This window comes from Nocardia noduli, from assembly GCF_019038455.1.
GTDB lineage: Bacteria > Actinomycetota > Actinomycetes > Mycobacteriales > Mycobacteriaceae > Nocardia > Nocardia noduli.
Genome location: NZ_JAFMPL010000325.1, coordinates 1 through 381, shown reverse-complemented (window position 1 = coordinate 381; position 381 = coordinate 1). Strand labels below are relative to the sequence as shown.

Annotated in this window: 1 protein-coding gene; it reads right to left on the bottom strand. The window is 74.5% G+C overall.

The features are described 5' to 3' along the window. On the bottom strand, positions 1-381 hold a 381-nt coding region (locus tag JZ792_RS43850; protein WP_254191113.1), incomplete at both ends, for an SLC13 family permease.

The window sequence follows — 381 nt, the reverse complement described above, 5'->3', positions numbered from 1 at the left end:
CTTCGATGCCTTCGCGCCGCAGCGCCGCCAGCCACAGCAGTGTCGCCAGCGATCCCGTGATGGAGAGATTCGGCCCGAGGTCGATGCCGATCAGCGCCGCGGCGCGCACGGGCTCCGCCACCTGCGCGGACTGCAGTGCCGCCCCCGCGAGCAGGCCTGCGGGCAGGTTGTTGACCAGGTTGGTGGCCACGCCCAGCAAAGCGCCCACGGCCGGGCCCGCCGCCAGCGGCGCGGCGGCAGCCCCCTGCGCCAGCAAATGCGCCAGGCGGCCCACCACGCCCGTCACCTCCAGCGCCTGCACGAACACGAACAGCCCGGCCACCAGCGGCAACACGCCCCAGGAGACCGACCGCAGCACCGGCACGACGGCATGGCCGCAGC